Annotated in this window: 1 pseudogene; it reads right to left on the reverse strand. The window is 59.7% G+C overall.

The features are described 5' to 3' along the window. Positions 1-395, reverse strand: a pseudogene (locus HGP29_RS28530) (hypothetical protein); the annotation flags it as partial. Positions 396-578: the final 183 nt, after the last annotated feature.

The following is a 578-nucleotide window of genomic DNA, read 5'->3' on the forward strand; positions in this document are numbered from 1 at the left end:
CGGGCATAGACAATCTGCGGCCGGTCGTCCGCAAGTAGCCAGGCGCAGAGCTGCTTGTTACGCCGTAGCCGCTTGTTAAACAGCGGCTGCTGCTCTTTAATCAACCGCGCCTCCAGCAGCAGCGCTCCCAGCTCGCCAGCGGTGCGCTGCCAGGTGATACGCCGCGACTGACGCAGCATCGCGGCCTCTTCAGGGGTGCGCAGGTGGGATAACACCCGGCTGCGGAGGTTGACGCTCTTACCGATATAGAGCGGCATCGTGTCGCTGTCGCCGTGAAACTGATAGACGCCCGGCAGCTTCGGCAGCGCCTCCAGCCACGGGCGAAGATGTTCGGGATATTCATAGATCGCCGCCGCCTCAAACTCGAGACGCGGGGCTGATTGCTTTCTGGCCACAATAACTCCTGGTACTGTCTATCCATCCAGTATAGCAGGCCATTTTTGCGGCGAAAAGGACAAAAAATAACCCCGGCGCAGGCCGGGGCGGGGGGAGAGACTATTTTTTCCAGAAATCGTCAAAGACGGTGATCGGCGGCCGACGCTTGTGTTCGGTTGTCAGATACCAGCCCTCGATCGTTT

The sequence above is a fragment of the Flammeovirga agarivorans genome, from assembly GCF_012641475.1.
Classification (GTDB): domain Bacteria; phylum Bacteroidota; class Bacteroidia; order Cytophagales; family Flammeovirgaceae; genus Flammeovirga; species Flammeovirga agarivorans.